Source organism: Streptomyces sp. NPDC001781 (assembly GCF_053596035.1).
Genome location: NZ_JBSFFI010000006.1, coordinates 1 through 25,663, shown reverse-complemented (window position 1 = coordinate 25,663; position 25,663 = coordinate 1). Strand labels below are relative to the sequence as shown.

Sequence of the window (25,663 nt, the reverse complement as noted above, 5' to 3'; positions counted from 1 at the left end):
ACGAGGTATCGATGTTCAAGCGTTCCACGTCCGTCCGTACGTCCGCGCTCCGCACCCGCGTGGCTGTCCTTGCCGCCGGTGCCGGCGCCGCGGCCGTACTGGGTGGCGGGGTTGCCAGCGCCGCCTCCGCCTCCGCGACCTCCTGGGTCGACCCGGTGAAGAAGTACACCCTCTCCGCCAGCTTCGACCAGGGCGGCAGCCACTGGGCGCACAAGCACAGCGGTCAGGACTTCGCGGTGCCCACCGGTACCGAGGTCCTCGCGGCCCACGGCGGCACCGTGGTCAAGGCCGGTCCGAACGGCGCCGGCGACGGCCCCGCGTACGGCAACGCCGTCGTCATCAAGCACGGCAACGGCCTGTACTCGCAGTACGCCCACCTGTCCCGGGTCGACGTCAAGATCGGTCAGGTCGTCAAGACCGGTCAGCACATAGCCAAGTCGGGCAGCACCGGTAACTCCACCGGCCCGCACCTGCACTTCGAGATCCGCAAGACGCCGAACTACGGCTCGGCCGTCAACCCGCTCAACTTCCTGCGGTCCCACGGCGTCCACGTCTGAGCCCTGGGCCACCGCCCCCGGCCCTCACCGGCCACCGCCGGTAGTCCGGACCGCGGATGTCCGGACTACTGATCGCCGCGGGCGCCCTCGTGCGCCTGCGTCACCAGATCCACGGCGACTTCGAGAACCGCTTCGCGCTTCTTCTCGGGGTCGCCTTCCAGGTCCGCCATCACGAACATGCCGGCGTGCAGGGTGAACAGCGCGCTGATCGAGCGGACCTGGTCCACCAGCTCGGCCTCCGGATCGATGATGATCTCCCTGAGGCCCTTCATGCGTTCCTTGAACGTGTCCCCGATGCGCAGCTCCCGCACCGTCGCCTGGTTCTCCTGCATGAACCGGAAGAGCGGCTGCGCCCCGGCCAGCGCCGCGCTGTAGCGCCGTACGATCTCCTGCTTGGTCTCCAGCGTGTGCGGCTGGCTGCGGCCCCACTCGATCAGGTCCTCGATCGGCTGCGTCAGATCCTCGAAGAGGCTGACGATGATCTCCTCCTTGGTCTTGAAGTGGTAGTAGAGAGCCGCCTTGGTGACATCTAGGTGCTCCGCGATCTCGCGTAGAGAGGTCTTCTCGTAGCCCTGTTCCGCGAAGAGCTCGAGCGCGACGTCCTGGATGCGCTGGCGGGTGTTCCCGCGGCGCTGCTGCTTGGTGCCGTCCATGGTGTCGCCCATCCTCGTACTCCTCCCGCTCACGCGGAAACTTACTTGACGCCCGGCTAGTAGCAGGCTACCTTCCAGCGTAGTGAACTAGCCGGGCGGCAAGTAAGTAGTAGCCGCCAGGGGGAGTGGGAGAGATGGCGGACACGCAGACGGCCAAGGCGGGCCAGGCGGGGCCCGAGCAGCCGGAGAAGAAGCCGGAGAAGCAGCCGAAGAGCGTACGGGTGGTCCTGCTCGCGCTCATGATCGCCATGATGCTGGCGATGCTGGACAACATGATCGTGGGCACCGCGATGCCCACCATCGTGGGCGACCTGGGCGGGCTCGAGCACCTGTCCTGGGTCGTGACGGGGTACACCCTCGCCACCGCGGCCTCGACCCCGGTCTGGGGCAAGATCGGTGACATGTACGGGCGCAAGGGCGCCTTCCTCGGCTCGATCGTGATCTTCCTGATCGGCTCCGCGCTGAGCGGCATGGCCCAGGGCATGGGTGAGCTGATCGCCTTCCGGGCCGTCCAGGGCCTGGGCGCGGGCGGTCTGATGGTCGGCGTCATGGCGATCATCGGCGACCTGATCCCGCCGCGTGAGCGGGGCAAGTACCAGGGCATGATGGCCGGCGTCATGGCGCTGGCCATGATCGGCGGCCCGCTGGTCGGTGGCACCATCACCGACAACTGGGGCTGGCGCTGGACCTTCTACATCAACCTGCCGCTCGGCGCGGTCGCGCTGGCGCTGGTCTCGGCCGTGCTGCACCTGCCGAAGAAGCGGGCCAAGGCGGGTATCGACTACCTCGGCGTGGTCCTGCTGACCGTCGGCATCACCGCGATCGTGCTGGTCACCACGTGGGGCGGGACCGAGTACGCCTGGACCTCCGCGCGGATCATGGAGCTGACCGCTCTCGGCGTGGTCTCGCTGGTCGGGTTCGTGTTCTGGCAGACCAAGGCCGCCGAGCCGGTGCTGCCGCTGCACATCTTCCAGAGCCTGAACTTCATCCTGATGTCCGTCATCGGCTTCGTCACCGGCTTCGTGATGTTCGGCGCGACGCTCTTCCTGCCGCTGTACCAGCAGGCCGTGCAGGGCGCCTCCGCCACCAACTCCGGGCTGCTGCTCCTGCCGATGCTCGGCGCGATGCTGGTCACCTCGATGATCGCGGGCCGCGTCACCACGAACAGTGGCCGCTACAAGGTCTTCCCGGTCACCGGCGGAGTGCTGATGATCATCGGCCTGTACCTGATGTCCACGATGGACACAGACACCACCCGGCTGACCTCCGGGGTCTACATGGCCGTGGTCGGCGCGGGCATGGGCTGCCTGATGCAGGTGACCATGCTGGTCGCGCAGAACAGCGTGGAGATGAAGGACATGGGCGTCGCGTCCTCCTCCGCCACCCTGTTCCGCACCCTCGGCTCCTCGTTCGGTGTGGCCGTCATGGGCGCCCTGTTCAACAACCGGGTCCAGGACGTGATGACCGAGCGCGCCGGTGCGCTGGGCAAGGGCATCACCGAGAAGTCCGCCCAGCTCGACGCCGCCAGCCTGGCGAAGCTGCCGGCCGCGGCGCGGGAGGCGTACCAGCACGCGGTGTCCGCGGGCACGCACTCCGCCTTCCTCCTCGGCTCCGTCATCGCCGTCGTGGTCCTCGTCGCGGCCGTCTTCGTCAAGGAGGTCCCGCTGCGCGGCGGCCCCCAGAAGCCGTCCGCCGAGTCCACGGACGCGATCCCGGCCCCGGTGATCGAGGCGGTCTGACCCGCTCCGACCACGTAAAGGCCCCCCGGCCGGGGGGGCCTTTACGTGGTCAGCCCCGCAGGGTGGGCGGGACCGTGTAGCTGCCCGTCGCCGTGGGCGCGTGCTCGGGGAGCCACAGGACGGCCACCGCGCCCTCGCCGCGGGGCTGGATGTTGCGGAAGGTGAGGCGGGCGCCGAGGACGCGGGCCTGCCCGGCGGCGATGGTGAGGCCGAGGCCGTGGCCCTGCCCGGCGCGGTCCTCGCTGCCGGTACGGAAACGCAGCGGGCCCTCGGCGAGCAGCGCCTCGGGGAAGCCGGGGCCGTGGTCGCGTATCCGGATCACCCGGCCCTCGACGGTCACCTCGATGGGCGGCTCGCCGTGCCGTGCGGCGTTGGTCAGCAGGTTGAACAGCACCCGCTCCAGCCGGCGCGGATCGGTGGTGACCTCGGACTCGTGGACCACCCGTACGGCGATGTCCGGGTCCTTAGCAGCCACGCGCCGGGAGACGAACTCGCCCAGCAGGATGTCCTGCAGCTCGGCCCGCTCGGAGGCCCCGTCCAGCCGGGCCACCTCCAGCACGTCCTCCACCAGCGTGCGCATCGCCTTGGCCCGGTCCAGCACCAGCTCGGTCGGCCGGCCCGGCGGGAGCAGCTCGGCGGCCGTGAGCAGTCCCGTCACCGGGGTACGCAGCTCGTGCGCGATGTCGGCCGTGACCCGCCGCTCCGCCTCCAGCCGCTGGCGCAGCGCCTCCGCCATGGCGTCCACCGCGCGGGCGAGGTCGTCGGCCTCGTCCCGCACGACCCCGCCGATGGCCTCCCGCACCCGTACGTCGGTCTCGCCGGTCGCCAGCTGGTTCGCGGCGACGGCGGCCTTGCGCAGGCGACGGCTGAGCTGGCCGCCGATCACCACGCCGAGCGCGCTGCCGCCGAGCACCACCGCGATGGAGCCGATGAGCAGCGCCTGGTCGAGGTCGGCCAGTACGTCCGCGGACTTGTCCGGGAAGGCGCCGTGCAGCGAGAGCACGTGCCCGTTCTTGACCGGCACCGCGGCCCAGATGTCCGGCTCGCCGCTGCCCGTGTCGCTGACGTAGCTGGCCCGGCGCCCCTCCTCCACCTTGGCCCGCAGCTCGCGGGGGAGAGCCGGGTCGTCGATCTTGATGCTGGGGAAGTTGGGCCGGCCGGCGAGCTCGTAGTTGCGCTGGGCGAGCTGCACCCGCTGGTTGGCCAGGTCACGGGCGTTGTCCAGCATGGACACCCGGGCCGCGTTGTGCACCACCAGGCTCAGCGCGATGGCCACCAGTCCCGCGACCAGGGCGATGGCCGCGCTCAGCTTCCACCGCAGATTGGTGCGCAGGCCCACGCTCGCCACCCGCCGCACCGGACGTCTGAAGAGACTCCGCATGACCGCCATCAGCCCCGCAGCTTGTAGCCGAAGCCGCGGACCGTCTCGATCCGGTCCTGACCGATCTTCTGCCGCAGCCGCTGCACGTGGACGTCGACCACGCGGGTGTCCCCGCCCCAGCCGTAGTCCCAGACCCGCTCCAGCAGCTTGTCGCGGGAGAGCACGGTGCCCGGCGCGCCGGAGAACTCCAGCAGCAGCCGCATCTCGGTCGGGGTGAGCGCCACCGGCTCTCCGGCCCGCCGCACCTCCATGCCCTCGGTGTCCACCTCCAGCTCGCCGAAGGTCAGCACCCCGTCACCGTCCGCCGGGCCGTCCGCCCCGGCTCCGGACGAGCGCCCGGCGTGCCCGAAGCGGCGCAGCACCGCCCGGATGCGGGCGACCAGCACCGCGCCGTCGAACGGCTTGGTCACGTAGTCGTCGGCACCCGCCTCCAGACCCAGCACCACGTCGATGGAGTCCGCCCGCGCCGACAGCATGATCACCGGCACCGTCGACTCGTCCCGGATGCGGCGGCACAGACTGACCCCGTCCAGCCCCGGCACCATCACGTCCAGCAGCGCGATGTCGGGCCGGTCCGCGCGGAACGCCTCCAGGCCCGACAGCCCGTCGGGCATCGCGGTCACCGCGAAGCCGTGCCGCTCCAGGGCGAGCTGGGTGGCCTCACGGATGACGTCGTCGTCCTCGACGAACAGGACGTGCGTGTGCTCTGGCATCCGGTGCTCTCAGTCCTCGTGGGTCCTCGTGTTCGTGCCGGCACGTCAGTCGCCGGGCACGGCGGTGGGCTGGTCGTGGCCCACCGCCCCGCTGTAGTCCGTGTGCACGGGCTTGCCCGGCACGAACCGGCCCGCCTTCCACGTATAGGGGACGACGTCCTCGCCCGAAGGGTTGGAGATGGGATCCCCCCGGCTGTAGACCTGCTTGGTCACGGTCAGCGCGCCCTGGTCGATCTCCGCGTAGACCGGCGACTCCTCGGTCCTGAACACGTTCCGGTACGAGCCCCCGCTCTCCCGGTACACATACGCGCCGATCCCGACCGCGTCGGCGCAGGTCAGCACGTTGACCACGACGTCGGAGCGGTCCGAGTCGGTGAGGTCCCCGTAGGAGACGTCCACGGGGTAGTCGTCGCCGCTGCCGCACGGCTTCAGCTCGTGCTTGACGGCCGCGGAGACAGCCGGGTCCCGCTTGAGCAGGCTCACCGCGTCCACGCGGTGGTAGCCCGCCGCCGGACCGGTGGAGGGGGGCGCCGCGCCGGCCACGGCGGAGGCGTGCGCCGGGCCCTCGTCCCGCGCGCCGGTGCCTCCCGCGCCACAGGCGGTCGCGGACAGGCCGACAGCGGCGATCCCGGCCACCGCCAGGACCACCGCGCGTACGCCTCGGACACGTCTGGGCCCCTCAGTCAGGCCGCGCAACGCTCCCGCTCCTCATGCTCCAGCGCACGTGCATCCAGATCACGGGCCTCCAGCTCCTCGCGGAGCCGGGCGAGCGCCCGGTGCAGCGTGCTCTTGACCGTGCCCGCGGACATGCCGAGGGCCGCGGCCGTCTCTTCCGTGGACATCTGCTCCCAGTGTCGCAGGACCACGACACTGCGCTGCTTGGGAGCCAGCACCTTCAGGATGTCCATCAGCAGCGCGCGGTCGGCGTACTGCTCGGTGGAGTCCGCGACCGGGCTCTCGGGGAGCTGCTCGGTCGGCACCTCCTCCAGCTTGCGCGCCCGCCACCACTCCGTACGGGTGTTGATCATGACGCGGCGCAGGTAGGCGTCGGCCAGCCGCTTGTCCGCGATGCCGTCCCAGCGCCCGTAGGTGCGGGCCAGCGCGGTCTGCAGCAGGTCCTGCGCGTCCACCGGGTCCGGCACCAGGCGGCGGGCACTGCGCAGCAGCGCGTCCTGCCGGGTCCGTACGTACTCCTCGAACTCGAGCACCTCGCCCTGCGCCATGACCGACCGCCTTCCGTGTTCCCCGTCGCCCCGGTCCGCGCCGGGGCCTTGTCTCACAGGCCCGGTGGTCCGCCGGGCACGGAACGAAGCTACGGAGCGGTTGTCACGGGGTTGTCCGAGGAAGCCCGCGGCCGGCACTCGGCTGTCCGTCGGTTGTGTAACAGCCGTGAGCCGGGGGTAAAGACAGTGGCCGTCATGCCCCTTTATGAAATGCTTTGTTGGCCGGGGCGGGTCGTGACGGACGGCCAGCGGCTGTGACCTTCCTGTGGGTCAGCCGAGCGGCAGCCGGTACATCCCGCCGGGCAGCGGCTCCACCAGGCCGTCCGTGACGAGGCCGTCGAGCGCGCGGGCCCGTTGCACCGGCTCGTGCCACACCCGGTCCAGCGCCGTCTGCGGCACCGGGACATGCGCGTCCCGCAGCACCGCGAGCAGCTTCCCGCGCACCTGGCGGTCGGTGCCGGCGTACGTCTGCCCACGCCGGGGCGGGCCCTCGTGCTCCGGCTTGCCCGCGAGCCGCCAGGCGCACTGCGCGGCGATCGGGCAGCGGTGGCACTCCTCGTTCTTCGCCGTGCACACCAGCGCGCCCAGTTCCATGGAGGCGGCGGCCCAGCGCGCGGCCGTGTCGTCCTCGTCGGGCAGCAGTTCGCGGGCGAGCCTGCGCTCGGCCGCCGTGGTGGCGTTCGGCGGGTAGCGCACACCGGTCACCGCGCGCGCGAAGACCCGGCGCACATTGGTGTCCAGCACCGGGTGCCGCTGCCCGTAGGCGAAGGAGGCCACGGCGGCGGCCGTGTACTCGCCGATGCCGGGCAGGGCCAGCAGTTGGGCGTGGTCGGTGGGCACGTCCCCGCCGTGCCGCTCCGTTATGGCGACGGCCGCGCCGTGCAGCCGGAGCGCGCGGCGCGGGTAGCCGAGCCGGCCCCAGGCGCGCACCGCCTCGCCGGGCGGCTCCTTGGCCAGGTCGGCCGGGCGGGGCCAGCGGGCGAGCCACTGCTCGTAGACCGGCAGCACTCGGCTGACCGGGGTCTGCTGGAGCATGAACTCACTGACCATCACGCCCCACGGCCCCGCTTCCGGGCGGCGCCAGGGGAGGTCGCGGGCGTGAGAGTCGAACCAGTCGATCACGGGGGCGTGAAGCTTCTCAGTCATGGCCTTCCGATCCTGCCACGCCGCACGCGGACCATGTGGGTCACCGCCCGCGCACGGAGCGTCGCGCTCGGCACAAGATGCCGGTGCGCGAGGGAAGTTACCGGGATGATGATCCGGAAAAGTTGATGAGAGGGCGGCGGGGGACGCGAGTCGTGGGCATGATCTCTCGTACAGTTTCCGCGTGGGATCTCTGCGCAATCCGGTCGGGCCGCTTCCCTCCTCCATCTACTGGCGACGGAGGGTCGTCATCGTGTCCGTGATCGCCCTGCTGGCGCTCGTGGTCACCTGGATCGTCGTGTCCGGCGGCGGGGGAGGCAAGAACGGCGCGGGCGGCCCCGACGGCAAGAATCCCGCGTCCACGATCACGCCGGGTCCCACGTCCTCCGGCCCCGCGATCAGCCAACACCCCGGCGGACGCGACGAGTCGGGCGGCGGCGGCTCCGGTGACGGCGGGTCGGGCGGCTCCGGCTCGGGCGACGGGTCCGGGTCGGCCGGCTCCGGTGACGGCGGTGGTTCCGGTGGCGACTCCGGCTCGGGCACGGGCGGTTCGGGCTCGGCCTCCGGCACGGGCGGCGGCAGTGTCGGCGCGGTCGACGCGCTGGCCGCGTCCTCCCCGCTCCCGGTCTGCGCCCCCGGCAAGGTCACGGTCAGCCTGCGCAGCAAGCACAACTCCTTCTCGCCCGACGAGACCCCCACCTTCGAACTCACCGTGCGCAACGGCGCGTCCGGCGACTGCAAGGTCGACCTCGGTCCCGAGCGCACGGTTCTGGAGATCAGCCCGGCCGACGGCGACGACCCCTACTGGGCCTCCGACGACTGCCCCGAGGGCGCCAGGAGCCTCGTCTTCCGCGTCCCGGCCGACGAGAGCATCACCTACACGGTCAAGTGGGACCGCCACCCCAGCGCCGCCAAGTGCGCCACCCCGCCGGCGGGCAAGGCCAAGCCGGGCACGTACCTGCTGGAGGCGAAGGCGTCGGGCTTCGCCAAGACGCAGACGTCGTTCGTCCTGTCGGCGGACTAGGGTCTCTCGTCCGGATCAGACCCCGCTCCCTGACCCGGCATGATCCAAACGAAAGACCCCGGGGCCTCTCGTACGGATCATGCCGGGCTCGCGGGGTCCGGCCTGATCCGAGGCAACCGGTGCTTCGCAGGGCTTGAGGGCCGTGCCGTCAGGGCCGCGGGAAACCGCGCGACCGGACACGGCTGCACAGCCCTTAGACGTACCGCTCCAGGATGGAGGACTCGGCCAGCCGCGAGAGACCTTCCCGCACGCTGCGAGCCCGCGCCTCTCCCACACCGTCGACCGCCTGCAGATCGTCCACGCTGGCAGCGAGCAACTTCTGCAGGCCTCCGAAGTGCTCCACCAGCCGGTCGATGATCGCCCCCGGCAACCGCGGAACCTTCGCCAGCAACCGGAACCCGCGGGGCGAGACCGCCGAGTCCAGCGACTCGGGAGACGCGGTGTACCCCATCCCCCGCGCCACCGTGCCCAGTTCGAGCAACTCCGCATGGCTCAGCGCGTCCAGCTCGGACAACGCCTCCTCCACCGTGCGCGACCGCTTCGCCGTGGGCTCGGGCACGTAGTCCCGGACGACCAGCTCACGGTCCGGCTCGACCCCGGCGATCAGCTCCTCCAGCTGCAGCGCCAGCAGACGTCCGTCCGTGCCGAGCTCGACCACGTACTCCGCGATCTCGGTGGCGATACGCCGGACCATCTCCAGGCGCTGGGCGACCGCGGAGACGTCCCGGACCGTCACCAGGTCCTCGATCTCCAGCGCGGACAGCGTGCCCGCGACCTCGTCCAGGCGCAGCTTGTACCGCTCCAGGGTGGCCAGGGCCTGGTTGGCGCGGGAGAGGATCGCCGCCGAGTCCTCCAGGACCCGGCGCTGTCCGTCGACGTACAGCGCGATCAGCCGCATCGACTGGGACACCGAGACCACGGGGAAGCCGACCTGCTTGGACACCCGGTCGGCCGTGCGGTGCCTGGTGCCCGTCTCCTCGGTGGGGATCGTGGGGTCCGGTACGAGCTGGACCCCGGCGCGCAGGATCTTGGACAGGTCCGAGGAGAGGACGATGCCGCCGTCCAGCTTGCACAGCTCACGCAGCCGGGTCGCGGTGAACTCCACGTCCAGCACGAAACCGCCGGTGCACATCGCCTCGACCGTCTTGTCCCAGCCCAGCAGGATCAGGCCGCCGGTGTTGCCGCGCAGGACCCGCTCCAGACCGTCGCGCAGGGCGGTGCCCGGGGCGACGGCGCTCAGCGAGGCGCGCATCAGGCCATCGGCACCGGCACTCCCACCGGACTTTCCGGGAGCTGCTGCCCGGTCGTTGGCTGCCACTGCACTCCTCCGGTCGCAGGTTCTGACGCGCTTCCGTCACGGCACGCGTTTCGCACGGACGGGCGAGACCTGCGCAAAGTCTACCGGCGGTCCTCCGTCTCCCGCGGGGCCTCTCGGCGACGGGAGCGGGGCAGCACCCGCAGCGCGTCGCCGATGTCGGCCACCTCCACGACCTTCATCCCGGCCGGGACCTTGCCCGGATCGCCCGGTACGAGCGCGTGCGTGAAGCCCAGCCGGGCCGCCTCCGCGAGCCGGCGCTGCACGCCTGTGACGCGTCTGACCTCGCCGGCGAGACCCACCTCACCGATGGCGACCAGGTTCTTCGGCAGCGGGGTGTCGCTCGCCGCCGAGGCGAGCGCCAGCGCGACGGCCAGGTCGGCGGCGGGCTCGGACAGCTTCACCCCGCCGACGGTCGCGGAGTAGATGTCCCGCTTGCCGAGCGCGCTGATCCGGCCGCGCTGCTCCAGCACCGCCAGCATCATCGAGACGCGCGAGGTCTCCAGGCCGGAGGTGGTGCGGCGGGGCGAGGGGATCTGGGAGTCCACGGTGAGCGCCTGCACCTCGGCCACCAGCGGGCGGCGCCCTTCCAGGGTCACGGTCAGACAGGTGCCGGGCACCGGCTCGGCGCGCCGGGTGAGGAAGAGGCCGCTGGGGTCGGCGAGGCCGGTGATGCCCTCGTCGTGCAGCTCGAAGCAGCCGACCTCGTCCGTCGCCCCGTACCGGTTCTTCACGCCGCGGACCAGGCGGAGGCGTGCGTGCCGGTCGCCCTCGAAGCTCAGGACGACGTCGACCAGGTGCTCCAGCAGGCGGGGGCCCGCGATGGCGCCGTCCTTGGTGACATGGCCCACCAGCAGGGTGGACATGCCGCGCTCCTTGGAGGCGCGGATCAGGGCGCCGGCCACCTCGCGGACCTGGGCCATGCCACCGGGGGCGCCGTCGATCTCGGGGGAGGCGACCGTCTGCACCGAGTCCAGGATCAGCAGCGAGGGCTTGACCGCGTCCAAGTGGCCGAGCACGGCGGCCAGATCGGTCTCGGCGGCGAGATAGAGGTGGTCGTGCAGGGCGCCGATGCGGTCGGCGCGCATCCGTACCTGGCTCGCGGACTCCTCGCCGGTCACATAGAGGGTCCTGTGCTCCTCGCTCGCCGACTTGGCCGCCACGTCGAGCAGCAGTGTGGACTTGCCGACGCCCGGCTCGCCCGCGAGCAGCACCACCGCGCCGGGCACGAGTCCGCCGCCGAGCACCCGGTCCAGCTCGGGGACACCGGTGGTGCGGGCGGTGGCCTGGCGGCCGTCGACCTGGCCGATGGGCAGGGCGGAGCTGGTGACGCGGCCCGGCGCCGTCGTACGGACCGCGGGCGCGCCGTACTCCTCGACCGTGCCCCACGCCTGGCACTCGGGGCAGCGGCCGAGCCACTTGGCCGTCTGCCAGCCGCACTCGGTGCAGCGGTAGGACGGACGCTCCTTGGCGGACTTGGTACGGGTGGCCATGCGGAAACCGTAGCCCCCACCACCGACAACGCCCGCAGCCCGTCCCCCAAGGGCGCGCGAGCCGGGCGCACGCCGGGGCGTCGGGGCGCACGCGGAGCGAACGGTTCCGGACGGTGTCCGCCGGTTTCGCGCCCGCTTCGCCGAGGCCGGTGTCCCCTTATGAGGGATCGTTTCACCCGTACGGATTAAAAGTGCTCAAGGTGCGAGAAGGGGCACTCCGCCGACGCCTACGGTCGCACAGGTGACGAGCAGCACTCCGGAGACCACGACCCGCACCACCGGCGCACACCGGGCGCAACGGGCGCACCGGGAGGCGCGCGACCGATCCGCGGCGCGGAACATCGCCCAGCGGGCGTCGTCGCGCCATGAGGCTTACCTGGACGGCCTGTTCACCTACTGCCTGTCCGTGCTGTGCGACCACGAAGCGGCCACCGCCGCCCTGAGCGAGGTCCTCGTCATCGCGGAACGACGCGGCCGCCGCGACCCGCACATCCCCGGCGACCACCGGGCCTGGCTGTACGCGCTGGCCCGCTGGGCCTGTCTGCGCGGCCTCGCCCAGGCCCGTCGCACCCGCCAGGCCCCCCACGCCGCCGCCCGCCCCGGCCACGGCGCCCCGGCGGCCGAACCCGCTCCGCCCGCCGAGGTGCTGGAGCTGCGCCGCCGCGAACTCGCCCTGCTGGCCTGGCCGGAGGCGGCCGGAACCACGCCCGAGCAACGTGAGGCGCTGGAACTGGCCGTCCGGCACAAGCTCGCCGCTCCCGAGGTCGCCGCCGTGCTCGGCCTGGAGCCCGCCGCGGCCCGTGAACTGCTGGCCTCCGCCGCCTGCGAGGTCGAGCGCACCCGCGCCGCCCTCGCCGTGGTGGAGACCGGGGGCTGCCCGAGCGTTGCCCACCTCACCGGCGACAGCCAGTTGATGCTGAGCGCGGCCCTGCGCCGCGAACTGGTCCGGCACGTCGACGACTGCCCGCGCTGTCGCCGCACCGCCGAACGCGCCGTACCCGGCCGCTGGCCCGGCGCCGCCGTCACCCCCGCCGAGCTGCCCCTGCTGCCAGCACCCCGCGCCGCACTGCGCAGCGCGCTCGCGCAGCCGCCGCGCGCCCGGTCCGCCGCCGTGCCGCGCTTCGACCGGCGCGGCTTCCCGATGGACCCCAAGGACCGCGCGGCCCGCCGCGACAAGCTCCGCTCGCGTGCCGTCACCACGACCGTCGTCGCCACGGTGGTCGCCGCCCCGGTGCTCGCACTGTGGGCCGCCTACCGGGGAGCCCCCGCGCTCGGCGGCGACGACAGCCCCGGCGCCGCCCGCGAGGCGGCCGGCCCCGGCGTGCTCGGCGGCGACCCGGCCGGCGGCTACCAGAACGCGGGCAACGCCAGCGTGAAACCGGGCAGCCGGCCCGCCGGGAAGGGGGAGCCGGACGTCTCCGTGGAGGTCGTCAGCGTCAACGGCACCGGGGACAGGAGCGCCGGCCGGCTCGCGGTCGCCGCCGCCCACCACGGCGACACCACGCTGATCACCCTCAGCGCGTCCGGCGACGCGCCGGTGCGCTGGTCCGCGACCACCTCGGCGCCCTGGCTCTACCTCAGCCGGTCCGCCGGCACCCTCGACCCCGGCGATTCGGTCACGGTCAAGGTGCACGTCGACCACCTGCGCGAGCCCGCCGGCCGCTGGCGGGCCCGGGTGGCCGTCGCCCCGGCCGGCGCCGTCGTCACCATCGCCGGCCGCGGTCCGGCCCCGGTGCCCCCGCGCCCCCGGCCCGGCACACCGCGCCCGGGCCCCACGACACCGACCGCGCCGCCCTCCGCCACCCCGCCCAGCCAGTCCCCGCCGCCGTCCAGTGCCTCCCCGAGCCCGGACCCCGTCCCGTCCGACCCGTTCCCGTCCGACCCGCCGGAGTCGTCCCCGCCGCCGGGCGACGACGAGGACACCCCGAGTCCGGTCGACGGCTGAGGTCCCTGCGGTGATCCGCGCCCGCCTGAGGACAGCGGCAGCGTCCTCAGGCGGGGTCCGCCGGGTGCGGAGCGACCAGCGGCAACCGGGACGCCAGCCGCTGCTCGCACAGCTCGACCAGGCGGTCGTAGCCCGCCTTGCCCATCAGTTCGGTCAGCTCGGCCCGGTAGGAGACGTAGACCGGCTCGCCCGCGCCGTGCGCCGAGGTGGCCGAGGTGCACCACCAGTGCAGGTCGTGGCCGCCGGGACCCCAGCCTCGCCGGTCGTACTCACCGATGGACACCTGGAGGACGCGGGTGTCGTCGGGGCGGTCGATCCAGTCGTAGGTGCGCCGGATCGGCAGCTGCCAGCACACGTCCGGCTTGGTCTCCAGCGGCTCCCGGCCCTCCTTGAGCGCCAGGATGTGCAGCGAGCAGCCCGCGCCGCCCTCGAAGCCGGGCCGGTTCTGGAAGATGCAGGAGCCCTCGAAGGGCCGAGTCTGCCGCGAGCCCTCGTCGTCCTTCGAGACCCAGCCGCCCGCCAGCCCCTCGGCATGGTGCTGCCAGATGTCCGGGGTGAGCCGGGCCACGTGATCCGCGACCCGCTTCTCGTCGTCCTCGTCGGAGAAGTGCGCGCCCAGGGTGCAGCAGCCGTCGGCCGCGCGGCCCGCCTGGATGCCCTGGCAGCCCTGGCCGAAGATGCACGTCCAGCGGGAGGTCAGCCAGGTCAGGTCGCAGCGGAAGACCTGCTCGTCGTCGGCGGGGTCGGGGAACTCCACCCACGCGCGCGCGAAGTCCAGGCCCTTCTCGTCACCCTTGGGGGCCTTGGCGGCTTTGCGTGACCTGGTCGGCTTGTCGGTCTTGTCGACCTTGGCCTTTTTCGTCTTTGGCACCCGTCCAGGGTAAGTCGCACGAGGGCCGTACGGGCACCGCGGACGGGGCTTCTGGCAGTAGCGTTTCGTCCATGAGACTCGGTGTCCTGGACGTGGGCTCGAACACGGTGCATCTGCTGGTGGTGGACGCCCACCCCGGCGCCCGCCCGCTGCCCGCCCACTCCCACAAGGCCGATCTGCGGCTCGCCCAACTCCTCGACGACAGCGGCGCGATCGGCGAGGAGGGCATCGAAAGCCTCGTCGCCGTCGTACGGGACGCCCTCCAGGCCGCCGAGGACAAGGGCGTCGAGGACCTGCTGCCCTTCGCCACCTCCGCCGTGCGCGACGCCCGCAACGCCGACGACGTCCTCACGCGCGTCGCCGACGCGACCGGCGTCCGCCTCCAGGTACTGAGCGGCGCCGAGGAGGCCCGGCTCACCTTCCTCGCCGTCCGCCGCTGGTTCGGCTGGTCCGCCGGGAAGCTGCTCGTGCTGGACATCGGCGGCGGCTCGCTGGAGATCGCCTACGGCATCGACGAGCAGCCCGACGCGGCCGCCTCCCTCCCGCTCGGTGCCGGCCGCCTCACCGCGGGCTGGCTGCGCCAGGACCCGCCGACGCCGGACGAGGTGCGCGCGCTGCGCCGCCACGCGCGCGCCGAGATCGCCCGGACCGTCGGCGAGTTCAGCCGCTTCGGCGCCCCCGATCATGTCGTCGCCACCTCCAAGACCTTCAAGCAGCTCGCCCGGATCGCGGGTGCCGCGCGGGACGCAGAGGGCCTCTACGTACAGCGAGAGCTGAAGCGGGAGTCGCTGGAGGCGTGGGTGCCCCGGCTCGCCGCGATGTCCGCGGCGCAGCGCGCCGAGCTCCCCGGTGTCTCCGAGGGGCGGGCCGGGCAGATCCTCGCCGGCGCGCTGGTGGCCGAGGGCGCGATGGACCTGTTCGGCGTGGAGAGCCTGGAGATCTGCCCGTGGGCCCTGCGCGAGGGCGTCATCCTGCGGCGCCTGGACCACATGGGCTCGGCGTGACCCGCGGCCCGGCCGGCGATGGCGAAGCTCACACCGGCCCGGAGACACCCCTCGTCCCCGGTACCCCACCCCGTAAGGTGTCTCCGTGGCTGAACCAAGGGACGTAAAGGTCGCCCTGTCGACGGCCTCGGTCTACCCGGAGTCGACGGCGACGGCCTTCGAGATCGCCGCGCGCCTCGGCTACGACGGCGTCGAGGTCATGGTGTGGACCGACCCCGTCAGCCAGGACGTCGAGGCGCTGCGCCGCCTGTCCGACCACCACGGCGTGCCGATCCTCGCCGTGCACGCGCCCTGCCTGCTGATCACCCAGCGGGTCTGGTCCACCGACCCCTGGACCAAGCTGCGCCGCGCCCGGTCCGCCGCCGAGAGGCTGGGCGCCTCCACCGTCGTCGTCCACCCGCCCTTCCGCTGGCAGCGGCAGTACGCGCGCGAGTTCGTCGACGGCATCTGGCGCATGGCCGACGAGACCGACGTGCGGTTCGCCGTCGAGAACATGTACCCCTGGCGCTACCGCGACCGCGAACTGCTCGCCTACGCCCCCGAGTGGGACGTCACCAAGGACGACTACCGGCACTACACGATCGACCTCAGCCACACGGCGACCGCCCGCACCGACGCCCTCGGCATGATCGACCGCATGGGCGACCGGCTCGGCCACGTCCATCTCGCCGACGGCCGGGGCTCCGCCAAGGACGAGCACCTGGTGCCCGGCCGCGGCACCCAGCCGTGCGCCGAACTGCTGGACCGCCTCACCCGCACCGGTTTCGACGGCCATGTCGTCATCGAGGTCAACACCCGCCGGGCCATGTCCGGCGCCGAACGCGAGGCCGACCTCGCCGAGGCCCTCGCCTTCACCCGCCACCACCTCGCGGCGGGCGCCGGGGTGCCCCGGCCGTGAGCGAGCCCACCGCCCGGCGCCGGGGACGGCCCCCGCGCGCCGAGTCCGGCGACACCCGCGACCGCATCCTCGACGCCGCCCGCGCGGAGTTCTCCGAGCGCGGTTACGAGAAGACCTCCGTACGCGGCATCGCCAAGGCCGCCGGGGTCGACTCCGCGCTGGTCCACCACTACTTCGGCACCAAGGAGCAGGTCTTCGAGGCCGCCGTCGCGGTCGCCTTCGCACCCGCCCTCGCGGCTCCGGACGCGATCGCCGAGGGCCCGCTGGACTCCGTGGGGGAGCGGCTGACCCGGTTCGTGCTGGGCGTGTGGGAGAACCCCGCCACCCGCACCCCGCTGCTCGCCATCGTCCGCTCCGCCGTCAACAACGACACCGCCGCCGCCGTCTTCCGCCGCCTGATCGCCGCCCAGCTCCTGAGCCGCATCGCCGGGCGCCTGGAGGTGCCGGACGCCGAGCTGCGCGTCGAGCTGGCCGCCGCCCAACTGGTCGGCACGGCCATGCTGCGCTACGTGATCAAGGTGGAGCCGCTGGCCTCGGCCGATCTGGAGCGGATCGTGGCCCGCCTGGCACCGGTGGTGCAGGGGCATCTCACGGAGCGGTGAGCCGGGGTGCGGCACGAGGTGCCGCGGGGGCGGGTCGACGGGGCGTTGCGGAGCCCGGGCGCCAAGACGTCCGTCCCGTATTCCGGACACTTCGTCCCGCCTCGTGGATGACCGGCGTACGCTCGGAGCAGTCAGAAGTCTCTCTGACCCGACTTCTCACGAAGGAGCGAGCGACGATGCCCGAGCTGAGGTCCCGCACAGTCACCCACGGCCGCAACATGGCGGGCGCCCGCGCCCTTATGCGCGCCTCGGGTGTACCCGGTGCGGACATCGGCCGCAAGCCCGTCATCGCGGTCGCCAACTCCTTCACCGAGTTCGTCCCCGGCCACACCCACCTCCAGCCGGTCGGCCGCATCGTCAGCGAGGCGATCACGGCCGCGGGCGGCATCCCGCGCGAGTTCAACACCATCGCCGTGGACGACGGCATCGCCATGGGCCACGGCGGCATGCTCTACTCCCTGCCCTCCCGCGACCTGATCGCGGACTCGGTGGAGTACATGGTCGAGGCCCACTGCGCCGACGCCCTGGTCTGCATCTCCAACTGCGACAAGATCACGCCGGGCATGCTGATGGCCGCGCTGCGCCTGAACATCCCGACCGTCTTCGTCTCCGGCGGGCCCATGGAGTCCGGCCGCGCCACCCTGGTCGACGGCACCGTGCGCACGCTGGACCTGGTCGACGCGATCTCCGACGCGGTCAACGACAAGATCTCCGACGAGGACATCCTCCGCATCGAGGAGAACGCCTGCCCGACCTGCGGCAGCTGTTCCGGCATGTTCACCGCCAACTCGATGAACTGCCTCACCGAGGCCATCGGCCTCTCCCTGCCCGGCAACGGCTCGGTCCTCGCCACCCACACCGCCCGCCGCGCCCTCTACGAGGACGCCGCCCGCACGGTCATGGAGATCACCCGCCGCTACTACGAGCAGGACGACGAGACCGTCCTCCCCCGCTCCGTCGCCACCTTCGCGGCCTTCGAGAACGCCATGGCGCTGGACATCGCCATGGGCGGCTCCACCAACACGATCCTGCACCTGCTGGCCGCCGCCCAGGAGGCGGGCGTCCCCTTCGGCCTCCCGGAGATCGACGCCGTCTCCCGCCGCGTCCCGTGCCTGGCCAAGGTCGCGCCCAACGTCGCGAAGAACCGCACGTACTACATGGAGGACGTGCACCGCGCCGGCGGCATCCCCGCCCTCCTCGGCGAACTGCACCGCGCCGGTCTGCTCAACGAGGACGTGACCTCCGTCCACAGTCCCTCGCTGGCCGACTGGCTGAAGACCTGGGACGTGCGCGGCGGCTCCCCGTCCGCCGAGGCGGTCGAGCTGTGGCACGCGGCCCCCGGCTGCGTCCGCTCCGCCGAGGCCTTCTCCCAGTCCGAGCGCTGGGACTCCCTGGACGACGACGCCGAGGGCGGCTGCATCCGCTCCGCCGAGCACGCCTACTCCAAGGACGGCGGCCTCGCCGTCCTCAAGGGCAACCTGGCCGTCGACGGCTGTGTGGTGAAGACCGCGGGCGTCGACGAGTCGGTGTGGACCTTCGAGGGGCCCGCCGTCGTCTGCGAGTCCCAGGAGGAGGCCGTCCAGCGCATCCTCACCCAGGAGGTCAAGGACGGCGACGTGGTCGTCATCCGCTACGAGGGCCCCAAGGGCGGCCCCGGCATGCAGGAGATGCTCTACCCGACCTCGTACCTCAAGGGCCGCGGCCTCGGGAAGACCTGCGCCCTGATCACCGACGGCCGCTTCTCCGGCGGCACCTCCGGCCTCTCCATCGGCCACGCCTCCCCCGAAGCGGCCTCCGGCGGCACCATCGCCCTGGTCCAGGACGGCGACCGCATCCGCATCGACATCCCGAACCGCACCATCGAACTCCTCGTCGACGACGCCGAACTCGCCCGCCGCGAAGCCGGTCTGAACGGCGTCTACGCCCCCGCCGACCGCACCCGCAAGGTGTCCGCCGCCCTGCGCGCCTACGCGGCCATGGCCACCAGCGCCGACAAGGGCGCCGTCCGCGACGTCTCCCTCCTGGGCTGAACCCCTCGGCCGATCCGGCGGCCGGTGCGCTTCTTGCTCACCAGGCCGCCGGATCAGCCGTGTTCACCGCGAACACCGACCCGTCCGGCGCCCCCGCGTACACATGTCCCCGCGCGAGCACCGGCGTCGGCAGCCCCGCCGTCACCCGGTCCGCCCGCGCACCGAGCCGGGGGCGGGTCTGACCGGCGAGGGTGCCCCGGCGGGCGTCCACCGCGAGCAGCCGCCCGTCGGCGGCCGAGAAGTACACCCGCCGCCCGTCCGTCACCGGTGCCGAGCCCCGGCTCACCGTCGTCTCCAGGTGCCACGACGGCTTGCCCGCCGCCATGTCCACCGCGTCCAGGCCCCCGTTCGCCGCGAGCAGGTACACCACCCCGTGGCGCACGGTGGCCTGGGCGTCCGGCCGCGGCCCCAGCAGCGAAACCCTGCGCGTGGCGCCCGACTTCACCTCGTAGCGCACCAGCCCCCTGGTGTCCCCGTACACGGGGTCGTCGTCGAGGAAGTAGACGAACCCGCCCCCGGCGCCCACCGGTTCGACCATCCCCGGCATCCGCCGGCTCCACCGCACGGCCCCGGACGCCGGGTCGAACGCCGTGACCCGGCTACTCCTCCCGTCCGCCGAGGTCGCCGTCGCGTACCCGTCCGAACCGGCGCCGAAGGCGTCGATCCGCGGCCGGGTCCCGTCCGGCAGCGGCAGCCGCCACTCCTCCTTCCCCGAACGGCTCCCCGCCCCGAAGACCACCCCGTCCGCCCTGGTCGTCACCAGCGTGTCGCCGATGTACCGCGTTCCGGTGTCCCCGGTCAGCTCCCGCTCCCCACGCGTACGCCCCGTGCCCGGATCGAGCGCCGTCAGCCGCCCGCTCTGGTTCCGCAGCCGCAGCGCCCCGCCCGACACCACAGGCGGATCACTCCACATCGCCCCAGCGAACGTCCGCCGCCACACCACGGAACCCTTCACCGGGTCCAGCGCGAAGACCGCCCCGTCCGCCGTGCACAGCAACTTGCCCGCACCCAGCACACACCGGGGCGCCCCGGGTACCCCGGCCACCACCGCGGACCGCCACCCCGCGAACCCGGCCGCCGTCACCGCCGGAGCCGCCTGCGGGCGGGCGCCGTGCCTCTGCCCTGCCCCCGCCCACTGCACCGAGGCCACCACCCCGCCGACGGCCAGCACCGCGGCGGTGGCCGCAAGCACGGCCCGCCCGCGCCACCGGCGCCGCTTCGGCGGAGCCGGCTCGGGCGGGACAGCGGGCTCCTCCTCCCGCAAGGCGTCCCCGTCCGCCGTTCCCTCCCGCTGTGCCGGTATGAACGCCTGCGTGTCGTACGAGGCCGCGACCGAACGCAGCGCCAGCATCAGCTCGTCCGGCGTCGGCCGGTCCTCCGGCTCCTTCGCCAGGCACCGCCGCACCAGCGGCGCGAGCCCCTCCGGAACCCCGGCCAGTTCCGGCTCGTCGTGCACCACCTGGTAGGCCACGACATACGGACTGTCCGAGTCGAACGGCCCCCGCCCGGTCGCCGCGTGCACGATCACCGACCCGAGCGCGAACACGTCCGCCGCCGGCCCCACCTCCCGAGGCCGCCGGAACTGCTCCGGAGCCATGAACGGCGGCGTGCCGATCAACTTCCCTGTCTCCGTGCGCAGTTCGCTGTCCTTCGGCCGGGAGATCCCGAAGTCGATCACCTTCGGCCCGTCCTCGGCCAGCAGCACGTTCCCCGGCTTGAGATCCCGGTGCACCACACCGACCCGGTGGATGTCCCTGAGCGCCTCGGCGAGCCCGGCCATCAGCCGCCGTACCTGCGCGGGCTCCAGCGGGCCGTTCCGCTTCACCTGCTGGGACAGTGTCGGCCCGGGGATGAACAGCGTCGCCATCCACGGCCGCGCCGCCTCCGGGTCCGCGTCCACCACCGGCGCGGTGAACGCACCGCTCACCCGCCGCGCGGCCGCCACCTCCTGCCGGAACCGCCCCCGGAACTCGGGGTCCCGCGCGAACTCGGCGTGCACCACCTTCACCGCCACCCGCATCCCGGAGGCGCTGCGGGCCAGATGCACCACACCCATCCCGCCGGAACCGAGCTGCGACTCCAGCCGGAAGTGGCCGGCGTACTCCGGAAGTTCCGCTTCCGCGCCGGTTCCGGTGCTGTGCCGTGGCGCCATGGACCACCCCCGTGCTCATCGGCCGCGCGCGCGACGAAAGGAGCCTATTCGATTGCCCGTACGACGCCGAGGCGGCTTGCTAACCTCCGCCTGCGAGTCGCGGCGCGGCCGGGGCCCGCCCGCCCGTCCGGCACCCGTACGCGATGCCCGGCGAGCGGTGTCACCACCCCGTGGTCGTCACGGGGTGTCACGGGGGAGGTATCTCATGTCCGACGACCACGCGCCCACGATCCTGGCCGAGCCGGCGACGGCCACCGCCACGGCCACCGCGCCCCGCTTCCCGATCGCACCGGGCGCCCCGCTCAACGTGCGCAGCGGCCCCGGCACCGGCTACGGCGTCGTCCGTACGCTGCCCGCCGGCTCCAGCGTCACCATCTACTGCCAGACGCCCGGCACCACGGTGACCGGCCCGTACGGCACCTCGAAGATCTGGGACAACATCGGCTCCGGCGAGTACGTGTCCGACACCTATGTGCACACCGGCAGCGACGGCTACGTCACCGGCCGCTGCGGCTGACGCCCCGCCCCGGCGCCCGCGGGGCGGCGGAGCCATAATCGACGCGTGAGCGACGAGACCGGCACCGACACCACCCCGGCGGGCTCCACGGGCGGCCCCCGCCCCGAACCCCTCCGCTTCTTCGGCACGACCTGGGTGGACCACACCGGCGGCTACGCTGCCCGCCGCGCCGCCGTCGCCATCGGAGCCCTCGCCGCGGCCGCCGTCTCCTGCGTGATCCTGCGCCTGGCCTACCAGGGCCTCCAGATCGCCGGTACCGGTTCGTTCGTGACCGTCCTGGTCATCGCCATGTTCGCGGTGTGCAGCGCGCTCGCCTTCCGCACCACCTGGGACAACTTCGGCCGCCGCCCCGACCCCGAGCGCCAGGCCCGGCTGCGCGGACTGCTCGCCGTGGGCTTCGTCGGCACCCTCCTCGCCTGGTCCGCCCGCTCCCTCACCGAGGCGCCCGGCGAGAAACTGCACCGCGCCGAGTACGACACGGCCCGCGCCGAGTACCAGCGGACCCGGTCCCGGCGCACGGGCAACCCCGCGAAGGCCCGCAAGAAGCGCCGCGCCTGACCCCGGCGGCGGCACCGGGGCGCCCGGCCACAAAACCCCTGTCCCGACCCGCCCCACGCCGACAGCATGGGCGGCATGACCGCACCAGAGGCCCCCACCGCCGGCGCCCGCGCCCACTCCTTCAACGCGGCCGCCGCGCAGTACGCCGAGAACCGCCCCTCCTATCCGCCCGCGCTCTTCGACACCATCGAGGAACTCACCGGACGCCCCCTGACCGGAACCCGGGCCGTCGACGTGGGCGCGGGGACCGGCATCGCCAGCGAGCTGCTGCACCAGCGGGGCGCCGAAGTGCTCGCCGTCGAGCCGGGCGCGGGCATGGCCGCCGAGTTCCGTCGCCGGAACCCGCACCTTTCTCTGGTCCGGGGCAGCGGCGACGCCCTTCCCGTGGCCGGTGCCCGGGCCGACCTCGTCACGTACGCCCAGGCCTGGCACTGGACCGATCCGGCCCGCTCGGTGCCGGAAGCGCTGCGCGTGCTGCGGCCGGGCGGCACGCTGGCACTGTGGTGGAACACCGACGCCACGGACGTCGACTGGATCGCCGCGGCCGCCGCGCGCGCCGCCCGCTTCCTCGGTCTGCCCGTACAGACCGAGCAGCGCAAGGCCACCGACCGCGTCGCCGCCGCCGATCCCAGCGGCCGGCTCGACTTCAGCCGGCGCTCGGTCCGCTGGAGCCGTCACGTGCCGCTCGACACCCACCTGGCCAACATCGGCAGTCATTCCGCTTTCCTCCTCGCCCCCGAGCCCGCCCGCACCGAGTTCTTCGCCGCCGAGCGCGCCCACCTGATCAAGGTCTTCCCCGACGGCCTGGTCGAGGAGACGTACGAGGTGGTTCTGCTCGTCGCCACCACCCCGGAACCCCCTACCCGGCCCTGACCGGACCCGGAGCCGACCCGGAGGCGCCCCTGAACCGAAACCGCCCGACCCTGACACGGCTCCTTGACGGCGCCCCTTGACGGCATCCCGGCCCGGGAACATTATTCATCACGTGATGAATAATGTTCCCGGGCCATCCCAGCCGGCGGCACCCGATGCCGTCCGCGCCGCCGGCCTCACCGTCGTACGCGGCGCCCGCACCGTCCTGAACGGCCTCCACTTCACCGTCCCCCGAGGCCGGATCACCGGCCTGCTCGGCCCCTCCGGCTGCGGCAAGTCCACGCTGATCCGCGCCATCACCGGCACCCAGGCCAAGGTCACCGGCACCCTCGACGTCCTCGGCCGCCCCGCCGGCCACGCCACCCTGCGCAGCCGCGTCGGCTACGTCACCCAGGCCCCCTCGGTGTACGACGACCTCACCGTCGAGCAGAACCTCGACTACTTCGCCGCGATCCTCGACCCCGGCCGGTCCGCCGCCGACCGCCGCCGCGAACACGTCACCCGCGCCATCGCCGACGTCGACCTCACCACCCACACCGGCGCCCTGGCCGGCAACCTCTCCGGCGGCCAGCGCAGCCGCGTCTCCCTCGCCGTCGCGCTCCTCGGCACCCCCGATCTGCTCGTCCTGGACGAACCGACCGTCGGCCTCGACCCCGTACTCCGCCGCGACCTCTGGAACCTCTTCCACGAACTCGCCGACCGCGGGACCACCCTCCTCGTCTCCTCCCACGTCATGGACGAGGCAGAGCGCTGCCACCGCCTCCTCCTCATGCGCGAAGGACACGTCCTCGCCGAGGACACCCCCGAGAACCTGCGCGCCCGCACCGCCACCGACACCGTGGAGGACGCCTTCCTGCGCCTCGTCGACGAGGCCGACGACCACACCAAGGAGCCGACCCGATGAGCACGACGATCCCGGCCGCCCGCACCGCCGTCTTCAGCACCGCCCGCACCACCGCCACCGCGGCACGCGTCCTGCGTCAGCTCCGCCATGACCCCAGGACCATCGCGCTGATGCTCCTCGTGCCGTGCCTCATGCTGGTCCTGCTGCGCTACGTCTTCGACGCCAGCCCGCGCACCTTCGACGGCATCGGTGCCTCACTGCTCGGCATCTTCCCGCTGATCACGATGTTCCTGGTGACCTCCATCGCCACCCTGCGCGAGCGCACCTCCGGCACCCTGGAACGCCTCCTCGCGATGCCGCTCGGCAAGGCGGACCTCATCGCCGGCTACGCACTCGCCTTCGGCACCGTGGCCGTCGTCCAGTCCGCCCTCGCCACCGGCCTGGCCGTCTGGCTCCTCGGTCTCGACGTCACCGGATCACCCTGGCTACTCCTGCTGGTCGCCCTCCTGGACGCCCTGCTCGGCACCGCCCTCGGCCTCTTCGTCTCGGCCTTCGCCGCCTCGGAGTTCCAGGCGGTCCAGTTCATGCCGGCGGTGATCTTCCCCCAGCTCCTCCTGTGCGGCCTGTTCACGCCCCGCGCGGACATGCACCCGGCGCTGGAGGCCGTCTCCGACGTCCTGCCCATGTCCTACGCCGTCGACGGCATGAACGAGGTCCTCCACCAAACCGACCTGACCTCGGCCTTCGTCCGGGACGCACTGATCGTCGCCGGATGCGCGCTCCTGGTCCTCGTCCTCGGTGCGGCCACCCTGCGCCGCCGCACCGACTGAGGACCCGTCCGCCCAGCGGACAAACGCCCCACCAGCCGTGTCCCCGGTGCGAGGATGAACGGCATGAGCCAGAAAGTCGCAGTCCTCGGCACCGGAAAGATCGGCGAAGCCCTGCTCAGCGGGATGATCCGGGGCGGCTGGGCACCGGCCGACCTCCTGGTCACCGCCCGCCGCCCGGAACGCGCCGAGGAACTCAGCGCCCGCCATGGCGTGACCCCGGTCAGCAACACCGAGGCCGCGAAGAGCGCCGACACGCTGATCCTCACGGTCAAGCCGCAGGACATGGGCGCCCTCCTGGACGAGCTCGCCCCGCATGTCCCCGCCGACCGCCTGATCATCAGCGGCGCCGCGGGCATCCCCACCTCGTTCTTCGAGGAGCGGCTCGCCGAGGGCACCCCGGTCGTCCGCGTCATGACGAACACCCCGGCCCTGGTGGACGAGGCCATGTCCGTCATCTCGCCGGGCAGCCACGCAACTGAGGAGCACGTCGCCACCGCCGAGGAGATCTTCGGCGCGGTGGGCCACACCCTGCGTGTCCCCGAGGGCCAGCAGGACGCCTGCACCGCGCTCTCCGGTTCCGGCCCGGCGTACTTCTTCTACCTGGTCGAGGCCATGACGGACGCCGGCATCCTGCTCGGTCTGCCCCGCGACAAGGCCCACGAGCTGATCGTGCAGTCGGCGATCGGCGCCGCCACGATGCTCCGCGACAGCGGCGAGCACCCGGTCAAGCTCCGCGAGAACGTCACCTCGCCGGCCGGTACGACCATCAATGCCATCCGCGAGCTGGAGAACCACGGCGTACGGGCCGCCCTCATCGCGGCACTGGAAGCGGCCCGCGACCGCAGCCGCGAGCTGGCCTCCGGCAAGAAGGACTGACCCCGGCACGACCATCCAGGCAGAAGGTTGACACCCTCTGCCTGGATGCGTAATGTACTCCGAGCTGTCCGACGTGAGAGCCGACTCCGGTCGGTCCCCGGACAGCCATCTCGCAAGGCCCACTACTCATCGACACTTGCTGTCGCATGCCCGTGCGCGCATTTGCGAAATGAGGAATCCGTGTTCGAAAGGACGCGGCCCCCGATTAGCTCGGGAGCCGGGAATCCGCTAAAGTCTCACTCGTCGGAACGGCCCAGCGGGCCGGGAAGACAACCCCCTCTGACTGGGAATCAGACGCCGAAAGGATCTGATAGAGTCGGAACCGCCGGAAAGGGAAACACGGAAGCGGAAACGCGGAAGTGAGGAACTGGAAAGCACCGAGGAAATCGGATCGGAAAGATCTGATAGAGTCGGAAACACCG

24 protein-coding genes are annotated in these 25,663 nt (G+C 72.7%); 14 read left to right on the top strand and 10 right to left on the bottom strand.

Going from position 1 to position 25,663, the window contains the following annotated elements; translation table 11 throughout:
* Positions 1-11 precede the first annotated feature (11 nt).
* Positions 12-557: a M23 family metallopeptidase gene (locus ACWCV3_RS07380; protein ID WP_451219760.1), complete on the top strand. Its 546-nt coding sequence runs from the start codon at positions 12-14 to the stop codon at positions 555-557.
* Positions 558-622: 65 nt separating this feature from the next.
* Here the strand turns inward: ACWCV3_RS07380 and ACWCV3_RS07375 are convergent, their stop codons facing one another.
* A complete protein-coding gene (locus ACWCV3_RS07375) occupies positions 623-1,222 on the bottom strand; it encodes a TetR/AcrR family transcriptional regulator (RefSeq protein WP_451219757.1) in 600 nt (199 codons plus the stop codon).
* A gap of 122 nt (positions 1,223-1,344) precedes the next feature.
* Between ACWCV3_RS07375 and ACWCV3_RS07370 the strand changes: the two genes are divergently transcribed.
* Positions 1,345-2,949, top strand: coding sequence for an MDR family MFS transporter (locus ACWCV3_RS07370; RefSeq protein WP_451219754.1), 1,605 nt, complete (start codon positions 1,345-1,347; stop codon positions 2,947-2,949).
* 49 nt (positions 2,950-2,998) lie between these two features.
* On the opposite strand, the gene cseC is transcribed toward ACWCV3_RS07370, so the two are convergent.
* The 5 genes from cseC to ACWCV3_RS07345 all read right to left on the bottom strand — a co-directional run bounded on the left by cseC (position 2,999) and on the right by ACWCV3_RS07345 (position 7,412).
* Positions 2,999-4,330 (bottom strand): two-component system sensor histidine kinase CseC, encoded by a 1,332-nt coding sequence (cseC, locus tag ACWCV3_RS07365; RefSeq protein ID WP_451219752.1) that lies wholly within the window; start codon positions 4,328-4,330, stop codon positions 2,999-3,001.
* A gap of 8 nt (positions 4,331-4,338) precedes the next feature.
* On the bottom strand, positions 4,339-5,043 hold the full coding sequence (cseB, locus tag ACWCV3_RS07360) for a two-component system response regulator CseB (protein WP_451219749.1): 705 nt from the start codon (positions 5,041-5,043) through the stop codon (positions 4,339-4,341).
* A gap of 45 nt (positions 5,044-5,088) precedes the next feature.
* Complete coding sequence (locus tag ACWCV3_RS07355; RefSeq protein ID WP_451219746.1) at positions 5,089-5,739, bottom strand: hypothetical protein; 651 nt, start codon at positions 5,737-5,739, stop codon at positions 5,089-5,091.
* The gene (locus tag ACWCV3_RS07350) at positions 5,727-6,266 is read right to left on the bottom strand and encodes a SigE family RNA polymerase sigma factor (RefSeq protein WP_451219743.1); all 540 of its coding nucleotides are present in this window, start codon (positions 6,264-6,266) and stop codon (positions 5,727-5,729) included. The genes ACWCV3_RS07355 and ACWCV3_RS07350 overlap by 13 nt, the downstream gene beginning before the upstream one ends.
* Before the next feature lie 270 nt (positions 6,267-6,536).
* The gene (locus ACWCV3_RS07345) at positions 6,537-7,412 is read right to left on the bottom strand and encodes an HhH-GPD family protein (protein WP_030811197.1); all 876 of its coding nucleotides are present in this window, start codon (positions 7,410-7,412) and stop codon (positions 6,537-6,539) included.
* A gap of 181 nt (positions 7,413-7,593) precedes the next feature.
* On the opposite strand from ACWCV3_RS07345, the gene ACWCV3_RS07340 reads away from it, so the two are divergent.
* Positions 7,594-8,433 (top strand): hypothetical protein, encoded by an 840-nt coding sequence (locus ACWCV3_RS07340; protein ID WP_451219740.1) that lies wholly within the window; start codon positions 7,594-7,596, stop codon positions 8,431-8,433.
* A gap of 193 nt (positions 8,434-8,626) precedes the next feature.
* Here ACWCV3_RS07340 and disA read toward each other — a convergent pair whose 3' ends face one another.
* Positions 8,627-9,751, bottom strand: coding sequence for a DNA integrity scanning diadenylate cyclase DisA (disA, locus tag ACWCV3_RS07335; protein WP_451219737.1), 1,125 nt, complete (start codon positions 9,749-9,751; stop codon positions 8,627-8,629).
* Positions 9,752-9,831: 80 nt separating this feature from the next.
* Complete coding sequence (gene radA, locus ACWCV3_RS07330) at positions 9,832-11,241, bottom strand: DNA repair protein RadA (protein WP_451219735.1); 1,410 nt, start codon at positions 11,239-11,241, stop codon at positions 9,832-9,834.
* Positions 11,242-11,482: 241 nt separating this feature from the next.
* On the opposite strand from radA, the gene ACWCV3_RS07325 reads away from it, so the two are divergent.
* Complete coding sequence (locus ACWCV3_RS07325) at positions 11,483-13,186, top strand: BACON domain-containing protein (protein WP_451219732.1); 1,704 nt, start codon at positions 11,483-11,485, stop codon at positions 13,184-13,186.
* A gap of 46 nt (positions 13,187-13,232) precedes the next feature.
* Here the strand turns inward: ACWCV3_RS07325 and ACWCV3_RS07320 are convergent, their stop codons facing one another.
* Positions 13,233-14,057 carry a hypothetical protein gene (locus tag ACWCV3_RS07320; RefSeq protein ID WP_451219729.1) on the bottom strand — a complete coding sequence of 275 codons (825 nt, stop codon included), beginning with the start codon at positions 14,055-14,057 and terminating at the stop codon, positions 13,233-13,235.
* 71 nt (positions 14,058-14,128) lie between these two features.
* Between ACWCV3_RS07320 and ACWCV3_RS07315 the strand changes: the two genes are divergently transcribed.
* From ACWCV3_RS07315 to ilvD, 4 genes are all read left to right on the top strand, one after another.
* Positions 14,129-15,061: a Ppx/GppA phosphatase family protein gene (locus ACWCV3_RS07315; RefSeq protein WP_451219726.1), complete on the top strand. Its 933-nt coding sequence runs from the start codon at positions 14,129-14,131 to the stop codon at positions 15,059-15,061.
* Between the two features lie 85 nt (positions 15,062-15,146).
* Complete coding sequence (locus ACWCV3_RS07310) at positions 15,147-15,959, top strand: sugar phosphate isomerase/epimerase family protein (RefSeq protein WP_451219723.1); 813 nt, start codon at positions 15,147-15,149, stop codon at positions 15,957-15,959.
* The gene (locus ACWCV3_RS07305) at positions 15,956-16,561 is read left to right on the top strand and encodes a TetR/AcrR family transcriptional regulator (RefSeq protein ID WP_451219720.1); all 606 of its coding nucleotides are present in this window, start codon (positions 15,956-15,958) and stop codon (positions 16,559-16,561) included. Before ACWCV3_RS07310 ends, ACWCV3_RS07305 begins: the two co-directional genes overlap by 4 nt.
* 176 nt (positions 16,562-16,737) lie before the next feature.
* The gene (gene ilvD / locus ACWCV3_RS07300) at positions 16,738-18,591 is read left to right on the top strand and encodes a dihydroxy-acid dehydratase (RefSeq protein ID WP_451219717.1); all 1,854 of its coding nucleotides are present in this window, start codon (positions 16,738-16,740) and stop codon (positions 18,589-18,591) included.
* A gap of 37 nt (positions 18,592-18,628) precedes the next feature.
* On the opposite strand, the gene ACWCV3_RS07295 is transcribed toward ilvD, so the two are convergent.
* Positions 18,629-20,743: a serine/threonine-protein kinase gene (locus ACWCV3_RS07295; RefSeq protein ID WP_451219714.1), complete on the bottom strand. Its 2,115-nt coding sequence runs from the start codon at positions 20,741-20,743 to the stop codon at positions 18,629-18,631.
* A 205-nt stretch (positions 20,744-20,948) separates the two neighbouring features.
* Here ACWCV3_RS07295 and ACWCV3_RS07290 point away from each other — a divergent pair, with 205 nt between their 5' ends.
* The 6 genes from ACWCV3_RS07290 (at position 20,949) to proC (ending at position 25,241) form a co-directional block, all read left to right on the top strand.
* A complete protein-coding gene (locus ACWCV3_RS07290; RefSeq protein ID WP_451219711.1) occupies positions 20,949-21,260 on the top strand; it encodes an SH3 domain-containing protein in 312 nt (103 codons plus the stop codon).
* A 45-nt stretch (positions 21,261-21,305) separates the two neighbouring features.
* Positions 21,306-21,818: an EamA/RhaT family transporter gene (locus ACWCV3_RS07285; RefSeq protein WP_451219708.1), complete on the top strand. Its 513-nt coding sequence runs from the start codon at positions 21,306-21,308 to the stop codon at positions 21,816-21,818.
* 75 nt (positions 21,819-21,893) lie between these two features.
* The gene (locus ACWCV3_RS07280; RefSeq protein WP_451219705.1) at positions 21,894-22,691 is read left to right on the top strand and encodes a class I SAM-dependent methyltransferase; all 798 of its coding nucleotides are present in this window, start codon (positions 21,894-21,896) and stop codon (positions 22,689-22,691) included.
* Positions 22,692-22,806: 115 nt separating this feature from the next.
* Entirely contained in the window at positions 22,807-23,595 is a 789-nt protein-coding gene (locus ACWCV3_RS07275) for an ABC transporter ATP-binding protein (RefSeq protein ID WP_451219702.1), read from the top strand.
* Positions 23,592-24,365: an ABC transporter permease gene (locus ACWCV3_RS07270; RefSeq protein WP_451219699.1), complete on the top strand. Its 774-nt coding sequence runs from the start codon at positions 23,592-23,594 to the stop codon at positions 24,363-24,365. The genes ACWCV3_RS07275 and ACWCV3_RS07270 overlap by 4 nt, the downstream gene beginning before the upstream one ends.
* 63 nt (positions 24,366-24,428) lie before the next feature.
* Positions 24,429-25,241: a pyrroline-5-carboxylate reductase gene (gene proC / locus ACWCV3_RS07265; RefSeq protein WP_451219696.1), complete on the top strand. Its 813-nt coding sequence runs from the start codon at positions 24,429-24,431 to the stop codon at positions 25,239-25,241.
* Positions 25,242-25,663 lie beyond the last annotated feature (422 nt).